The sequence below is a fragment of the Sutterella sp. genome, assembly GCF_052272535.1.
In the GTDB taxonomy this organism is placed as follows: Bacteria; Pseudomonadota; Gammaproteobacteria; order Burkholderiales; family Burkholderiaceae_F; genus Sutterella.
The window spans coordinates 1-7998 of sequence record NZ_DAVZJY010000108.1; the positions used below are offsets into that span (position 1 = coordinate 1).

Annotated in this window: 6 protein-coding genes; all 6 read right to left on the reverse strand. The window is 69.4% G+C overall.

What is annotated here, in order from left to right:
• Positions 1 to 193 precede the first annotated feature (193 nt).
• A complete protein-coding gene (locus ACT6Y9_RS06700) occupies positions 194 to 2614 on the reverse strand; it encodes a hypothetical protein (RefSeq protein WP_443743953.1) in 2421 nt (806 codons plus the stop codon).
• Positions 2615 to 2921: 307 nt separating this feature from the next.
• Complete coding sequence (locus ACT6Y9_RS06705) at positions 2922 to 4295, reverse strand: PFL family protein (protein ID WP_295479446.1); 1374 nt, start codon at positions 4293 to 4295, stop codon at positions 2922 to 2924.
• Positions 4296 to 4354: 59 nt separating this feature from the next.
• Positions 4355 to 4921, reverse strand: a complete 567-nt coding sequence (locus ACT6Y9_RS06710; RefSeq protein ID WP_443743954.1) for a glycine cleavage system protein R — start codon at positions 4919 to 4921, stop codon at positions 4355 to 4357.
• Positions 4922 to 5109: 188 nt separating this feature from the next.
• Positions 5110 to 5934: a TatD family hydrolase gene (locus ACT6Y9_RS06715; protein WP_443743955.1), complete on the reverse strand. Its 825-nt coding sequence runs from the start codon at positions 5932 to 5934 to the stop codon at positions 5110 to 5112.
• A gap of 34 nt (positions 5935 to 5968) precedes the next feature.
• Positions 5969 to 6661, reverse strand: coding sequence for an ABC transporter ATP-binding protein (locus ACT6Y9_RS06720; protein WP_443743956.1), 693 nt, complete (start codon positions 6659 to 6661; stop codon positions 5969 to 5971).
• Complete coding sequence (locus ACT6Y9_RS06725; RefSeq protein ID WP_443743957.1) at positions 6654 to 7913, reverse strand: lipoprotein-releasing ABC transporter permease subunit; 1260 nt, start codon at positions 7911 to 7913, stop codon at positions 6654 to 6656. Before ACT6Y9_RS06725 ends, ACT6Y9_RS06720 begins: the two co-directional genes overlap by 8 nt.
• Positions 7914 to 7998 lie beyond the last annotated feature (85 nt).

Here is a 7998-nt window from a genome sequence, read left to right on the forward strand (position 1 = left end):
ACGACCTTTCGACCGATTCCTCCCAACGAATAAATTCGTGGGCTCCCTCGGCCGGCTTTCGTGGAGCCCCCCCGAGGAGGAACCCGACGGCGTCCGCTGACCGCCGCGCTCTTCACCATTTCCTTCAGGCATGCCGCCTCCCGCAGCCCGGACGCATTTCCCCGGGCCGCGGGATTCTTTTCGCCTGATCGCCTCAAAGCTCGTTGAAGCGCCACGTCGCCCGCACCGAGAGCGTGTGAGAGCGGATGCCGCCGCCCGCCCGCGAGGTCATCCCCGAGAGCTCGAACCGCGTCTCGGGGAACTGCACCGCGACCGAACCCCCGGCGCTCACCCTGAAGTGTTTGGGCTCAGGCCCGGGAAGAGAGGAGCGCGCGGCCGTCACTTCGGGGAGCGACAGCGTGAGGGTCGGGCGAGACCCCGTCATCCCCGTGAGGTCGCCCCAGAGCGAAGCTTCGACCCGGGTCGGGAGCCAGTCGCCCAGAAATCCTGAGGCGCTCGGCAGGTCAAACCCCGTGCGGGCGGCGAGTCCGACGGAGGCCGAGAGGGCGCCGCCCCCGGACTCCTCAACCTTGAGCACCTTGCCGCTCACGGCCGTCCATTGGGCCTCGGAATCCTCCCAGCGCCAACCGCGCAGTCCCGCGCGCCCCGCGACCGACCAGGCGTCGCTCGCAAGAAGCGTGCGCTCCCAGGCCGCCCCGGCGCTCCAGAGCGTGCGCTTCACGCCCTCGGCGCGCAGCGTGTCGCGCGCCGAAGGCACGGAGAGGCTATCCGTCGCCTCGCTCCAGGCGAGGTCGAAGAGCAGCCGCCCGTCCCAAAGCGGGTGCGCCGCGAAGAGGGAGACCGCCGCCGCCTCGCTCGAGCCCGTGAGGGGAAGGCGGGAGTTCGGCGCGTCCGCCCTGAAGTCGTGCTCGATGAAGGCGCCGAAGAGCCCCACCCGCCAGTCGTCGCGTCCGAGAACGAACGCCCCCTGAACGGTCGTGTCGTCCGTGCGCAGGGTCTTGGCGAAGCCCAGGGCGGGAAGCTCCGTTTCGGTGCGCGTTTCGCCCGACTTCGCCTCGATGATCACCGGGATGTTCGTCATCACCGCGGGCATGCTGCGCAGAAACGCGTCCTCCTGCGCGCGCTTCGGCACCGACCCGCGCAGCTCGGCCGCGTCAAGCACGTCGAAGAGCTCGAAGGAGAGTCCCGCCGTCTTCTGTGCGAGCCGCTCGCGGGTGCCCGCCGCGGCCGCAGCCGACCCGAGCTTCACCACCGACTCGGCGACCTCGTCGGCCGTGAGGCTCGATAAGAAGAGCGTCCGGTACCAGGAGGGCGTCGTGACGTCACGGCGCACCTCGTAGATGCCGTTCAGAAAGTCCCCGACGGGTCCGGAGAAGGCGAGGCTCTCCATGCGCACGCCCAGAGTCCCGTCCTCGAGGAGGTAAAGCTCCCCCTCCTTGAAGCTCGAATCCACGCGCACCACCACCGATTCGAGCCCCGTGACGCGTCCCTCGGTGAAGTCCGCCTGCGTGAGCTTGAAGGTGGCCGGGACGTCGTCGTCGCGCTCCTCGCCCGAAGTGATCCAGAGCACGGCGCCCGTGTCGAAGTGGGTCCACGTTCCCGCCTCGGTCTTGAGTTTTGCCCCGTCCCCCCGGAGTTCGAGCACCGCTCCGGAGGCGACGAAGAGGTTGGGCGCGCCCGCCGCCGGCGCCGACGCTCCACCCACGGCGAAGAAGTGCCGGTTCGTGATCGCGGCGTCCGACGCGATCAGCAGCCTCCCCAGGTCGGGGATTTCCGTGCTCGGCGAGAGCCCCTCCGCCGCGCCCCAGGTGAAGACGCCGCCCTGCGAAACGCGGACGAAGAGGCGCGCCCCCTCGTCCACCCGTATGGAATTTGCGCTGAAGGCCGCCGGCCGGAATGCGACGACCTCCCCGCCCGCGCCGTCGCCGCCGGGATGGTCCCCGTCGAGGTCGTCGGCGGCGCCCAGCTCGACCCTCACGTCGCCCTTCACGACGAAGTCGCCCGCCTCGAGCAGCATGGGCCGCTCCCAATCCGCGGCGCCGCGGATTTCGACGCGGATCAGTCCGCCCGAGGCTTCAAGCCCCGCCATCGTCATCCGCGCGCCGCCCCGGAGGACGAGCTCGGCCTCGGGGCCGAGCTCGAGGCGCCCGACGTATTCGTCCAACACGTTGTAGTCGAGGCCGTCGAATGCGGCCCCGTCGTCGAGCGTGAGCGTGCCGCCAGCGAGGGTCGTCGTGCCGGCCGCATAGGCCGCGGTCAGGTCGCCCGTGAGCGAGACCGAGCCGCCTTTGAGCGTGAAGTCGGTGGTCGTGAGCATTGAGCCGCCCGACATCGTGAGCGTGCCGTCCTTCGTCACTTCAACGGCGTCGTACGCTTCAAACGCGCCGTCCGTCAGCGCCTCGGCGCCCGTCACCGTCCAGGCCGTCGAGTCGCCGGCCGCCGCCGGGGCCGGCAGATGGACGAGCCCTGCGGCAAAGAGGAGTCCGAGAAGCGCAGGAAGGGGGCGTTGTTGAAGAAGCGGCGTACGCAGGCCAGTGCCGGCGGTCGGCTTGCGGGAGCGGTCGATCGTCATGGTGTCGTTGAGGGTGTGGTGGTGAAACATCGTTTTCTTCACCGGCCGCACCGCCGGACGGGAAGTCCGCGCGGGGGGCCGGGGGAGAAACATTTTCCCGACCGCATGCGGTTTATCCTCCCTACGGAAAACCCTTCCCCCTCACCCCCTGCCGGAGGCGCTCGCCGACCACCTCTTGACGCCTGTTATACGAATTTTCACCAAACACCGTGGGTTTGAATCCCTAGAGGATCAAGTGGAGACGCGCGTTGGATACAAACAAAAAAAAAACGCCGGCTCCCGAAGGAACCGGCGCGCGGATGCAACACTTTTGCGGCGCGCCTCGAATTGCGAGCGCGCCTTTCAGCCGTCAGTTGCGCAGGCTGTGGATCGGCGCCGGGATGCGGCCGCCCAGCTTCACGAAGCCCGAGGCGTCGCCGCCCGGGACGCGGATGATGCTCGCCTCACCCAAGAGGCCGCCGAAGACGGCGACGTCGCCCACGGTCTTCCCCGGGACGGGGATCACGCGCACGGCGGTGGTCTTGCCGTTGATCATGCCGATAGCCGCCTCGTCGGCGATCATGCCGGAGATGGTCGCGGCGGGCGTGTCGCCCGGAATGGCGATCATGTCGAGGCCCACCGAGCAGACCGAGGTCATCGCCTCGAGCTTCTCGAGCGTGAGGGCGCCCGAACGGGCCGCCGCCTCGATGGCGCTGTCTTCGGAGACCGGAATGAAGGCGCCCGAGAGGCCGCCCACGTGCGAGGAGGCGAAGACGCCGCCCTTCTTCACCTGGTCATTGAGCATCGCGAGGATCGCGGTCGTGCCGGGCGCACCGATCGAGGAGAGGCCGAGCGACTGGAAGATCTCGCCCACGCTGTCGCCCACGGCCGGGGTCGGGGCGAGCGAGAGGTCGGCAACGCCGAAGGGAAGGTTGAGGCGGCGGGCGACCTCGTTGCCGATGATCTCGCCCACGCGGGTCACCTTGTAGGCGGTGTGCTTGATCACCTCGGCCGCGTCGGTGATCGTGAGGTAGTCGCCCTTGGCGCGGAAGGCGCGGTCGAGGGCCTTCTTCACGACGCCCGGACCCGAGACGCCCACGTCGATTACGACGTCGGGCTCGCCCACGCCGAGGTAGGCGCCGGCCATGAAGGGCACGTCCTGCGGGATGTTGCAGAAGACGACGAGCTTGGCGCAGCCGATCGCGTCGCGGTCCTTCGTCGCTTCGGCGACGTCGAGGATGCGCTCGCCCATGAGGCGCACGGCGTCCATGTTGATGCCGGCCTTGGTCGAGCCCACGTTGATCGAGGAGCAGATGCGGTCGGTCGTGGCGAGCGCCTCGGGGAGCGCGTCGATCAGATTCTTCTCGCCCGGGGTCATGCCCTTCTCAACGAGCGCGCCGAAGCCGCCGATGAAGTCCACGCCCACTTCCTTGGCGGACTCGTCGAGCACCTGGCAGGCCTTCACCATCTCGTCGCGCGAGAAGGCGGCGCCCACGGTGCCGATCGGGGAGACGGAGATGCGCTTGTTGACGACGGGGATGCCGTAGCGGTCGCCCACCAGGTCGCAGGTCTCGACGAGCTTGGAGGCGTAGCGGGAGATCTTCGCGCGGACCTTGTAGGCGAAGCTGTCGAAGTCCGAGCTCGCGCAGTCGAAGAGGTTGATGCCCATCGTGACGGTGCGCACGTCGAGGTGCTCCGAGCGGAGCATGTTGATGGTGGAGAGAACCTCGCGGTCGGTCAGCATGTTGGTGTGTTCCTGAATATGTTCGTTTGTTCGTTCGTGGAGGATCGTGCGGCGGCGGACTACTCCACCTTGACGCGGTGGATCGCCTCGAAGATGTCGCGGTGCTGCAGGTTGCAGCGCAGGCCCATCGCCTGCGCGCGGTCGATGAGCGTGCGGTGCAGCGCCCGGCGGTCCACTTCCATCGGGATGGTCGCCTCGAAGACCTGCAGCGACTGACCGTCCTCGATCGGGAAGGCGCGCAGCGACTCGATGTTGATGCGCTGCTCGGCGAGGATCTTCGAGAAGGTCGTGATGATGTCGTTGCGGTCCGGGCCCCAGATGCTGATCACGTAGGGCTCGCCCGGAGCGGCCTCGGGCGGCTCGACGAAGTCGAGCACGAGCACGGCCTGGTTGAGCTTGCGGCGGCGGATCTCGTCGGTGAGGTCGCCCTCGATGTCGTTCTTCGTCACGTCGACGGGCTTCTGCACGACGCACATGAGGGCGAACTGACCGTGCAGCGTCACCTGGCTCACCTGCTCGAGGTTGGCGCCGCGGCGCGTGATGACGGCCGACACGGCCGAAACGATGCCCGGACGGTCAAGACCGAAGACGCCGACCAAGACGCGGTCCATTTTTTCTTCACTCACAAGAAGTCTCCTGAGGACGCTGAGGGACGACCAGCTCCGGAGGAGCCATTCGGGAAATCCCTCTGTTCAAAAATCTGTGCATTTGAAGTGTATCGCCCGGAACGACGGTTCCGCGCGGGAATGGGCCTTCCGGAATGCGCGGCGGGGGAGCGGGCGCGCCGTCGGCGCCTCTCGAGGAAGGGCGTCCCCTAGCGGCGGTTCGCAAAGGCGCCGGGGAGCTCCAGAAGCGCCCCGAGCCTTGGGAAGGCGGCGAGCGCGGCTGCGCGCGAAGCCTCGGCGACCGCTTCGAGGGTCGCGCCGCGCAGCTGGGCGGCCGTCCGCGCGGTTTCGAGAATGTCGGCGGGTTCGCTCTCGGGGGGCGCCGCATCGCGCCGGAGGCTCCCGGGCATGTCGGGACAGTCCGTCTCGAGGAGCCAGGCGCCGTCGGGCAGTTCGGCGAGGTGCCGGCGGATGCGCAGGCTCCCCGCATAGCTCGCGGCGCCCCCGAAGCCGAGCCGCAGGCCGAACTTCAGGAAGGCCGCGCGCTCGTGGTCGGAGCCGTTGAAGGCGTGCACGGCGCCGCCCGCCGGGGCGACGCGCCCGAAGAGGCCGAGCGTGCGCGAGGCGCTCCGGCGCACGTGGATCGAAAGCGGCAGCGCGAAGTCGCGCGCGATCCGGAGCTCTTCGAGCAAGACCGCCTCGGCCTTCGCCTGGTCGATCCCCGGCACGAATCCATCGAGCCCCACTTCGCCGATGCCGATGAAGAAGGGGTCGTCCAGGGCCTCCTCCACCGTGCGGCGCAGGTCCCGCAGCGTCTCCTCCCCCACCTCGTCGAGCGCGAGCGGATGGACGCCGAGGAGGTATCCGAGCCCCGCCTCGCGGGCGCACTGCGCGGTCTTCTCCCAGTTCGAGGGGCCGCCCGCGCAGAGGAGCATGTTCTCCACCCCGGCGCGGCGCGCTTCGTGAAGAAGCCGGCCGCGGCGGGCGTCGAGCCGCTCGACCCAGAGGTGCGAGTGCGTGTCGATGAAGCCCATGACGAATCTCCCGGAAGAAGGAATGCGGAGCGCCTCAGCCCTCGACCGGAACGAGCACGCCGTCGGCGAGCCGCACCGTGCGGTCGCAGCGGCGCGCGAGGTCGCGGTCGTGCGTGACGATCACGATCGCCGAGCCGCGGCCGCGCGCGAGCGTGAGGAGCGATTCAAAGACCTGCGCGGCGGTCTCCTCGTCGAGGTTGCCCGTCGGTTCGTCGGCGAGCACGCAGGCCGGTTCGGTGATGAGGGCGCGCGCGATCGCCGTGCGCTGCCGCTCGCCCCCGGAGAGCTGCGACGGGAGGTGCTCGAGGCGGTGCCCGAGCCCCACGGCCTCGAGCGCCACCTTGGCGCGCGCGAGCGCCTCGGCGCGCGGCGTGCGGCGGATGAAGAGCGGCATCGCCGCGTTTTCGAGCGCGGAGAACTCGGGAAGAAGGTGGTGGAACTGATAGACGAAGCCGAGGCGGCGGTTCCGGAGCGCCCCGCGCGCGCGCTCGGAGAGCCCCGAGAGCGTCTCGCCCACGATGGCGACCCGCCCGCCGTCAAGGGCGTCGAGGCCGCCGAGGAGGTGCAGGAGCGTGGACTTCCCCGACCCGGAGGCGCCGAGGATCGCAACGGTTTCGCCGCGCGCCACCGAGAGGTTCACGTCCCGCAGGACGGGGACGGCCGCCGCGCCGTCGCGGTAGGCCTTGGCGACGTGCTCGGCGAGGAGCACGGGAGTCACGTCATTCATAGCGCAGCGCCTCCGCGGGGTGAATGCGCGCCGCGCGCCAGCTCGGATAGACCGTGGCGGCGAGCGACAGGAGGAAGGAGAAGACCGCGATCGGCACGATGTCCGAGAGCCGCGGGTCCGAGGGCATGGTGCTGATGAAGTAGATCTCCTTCGGGAGGAACTCCACCCCCATGAGGGCTTCGATCGCGCTCACGATCGCGCCCACGTTCTCGGCGACGAGAAGCCCGGCGGCGACGCCCGCGGCGACGCCGACCAGGCCGACGATCGTCCCCTCGATCATGAAGATCGCCATGATCGAGCCCTGCGAGGCGCCGAGCGTGCGCAGGATCGCGATGTCGCTCTGCTTCTCCTTCACGGTCATCACGAGCGTGGAGACGAGGCCGAAGGCGCCGACCAGAACGATGAGGAAGAGGATGATCCCCATCATGCGCTTCTCGACCTGCACGGCCGCGAACCAGGTGCGGTTCTGCCGCGACCAGTCCGAGGCGTAGACCCCGGGCGGGAGCCCGGCGGCGATCGAGCGCGCGATCGCCGGCGCGTCGTTCATGTCGGAGGTTTTGAGCCGCAGGCCCTGCGGACCGCCGGTGCGGAAGAGCGCCGCGGCGTCCTCAATGTTGAGGAGCGCCATGGTCGAGTCGTATTCGTAGTGCCCCGAGGAGAGGTAGCCCAGCACGGTGAGCTGGCGCATGCGCGGCATCAGCCCCGCCGGGGTCATGTTCCCCTGCGGGACGAGGAGCGCCACCTTGTCGCCCGTGCGCACGCCCAGGGCCCGCGCGAGGTCGCGCCCAAGAATCACGCCGAAGCGCTTCGGCGCGAGGTCCGTGAGCTTCGCGCCCCCGGTGAGGTTCTGCGCGATGTCGCTCACCTTCGGCTCGGCCGCGGGGTCGACGCCCTTCACGAGGGCGCCGCGCACGACGTCGCCCGAATTGAAGAGCCCCTGTCCCTGCACGTAGGGGGCGGCGGCGAGGACGTCGCTGCGCACCTCAAGGCGCGCGGCAAGTCCTGCGGCGTCCTCGAGCGGCCCCGGAACGGCCGTCACCTCGATGTGGGGGATGACGGCGAGCATCCGGTCGCGCACCTCCTTCTGGAAGCCGTTCATCACCGAGAGCACGATGATGAGCGCGGCGACGCCGAGGGCGATCGACGCGACCGAAATGCCGGAGATGAAGGACATGAAGCCGTCGCGGCGACGGCCCCGGCGACCCCGGCGCGTATAGGTGAGACCGATCAGAAATTCATATGGCGTCTGCAAGACTCGTGACTCCGGCGCGGGGCGCGGCGCCCCTCGGTTTGGTTTCTGCGGGAGTCCCATTCTAGCGGCGGCCGGCCGCGCTTCC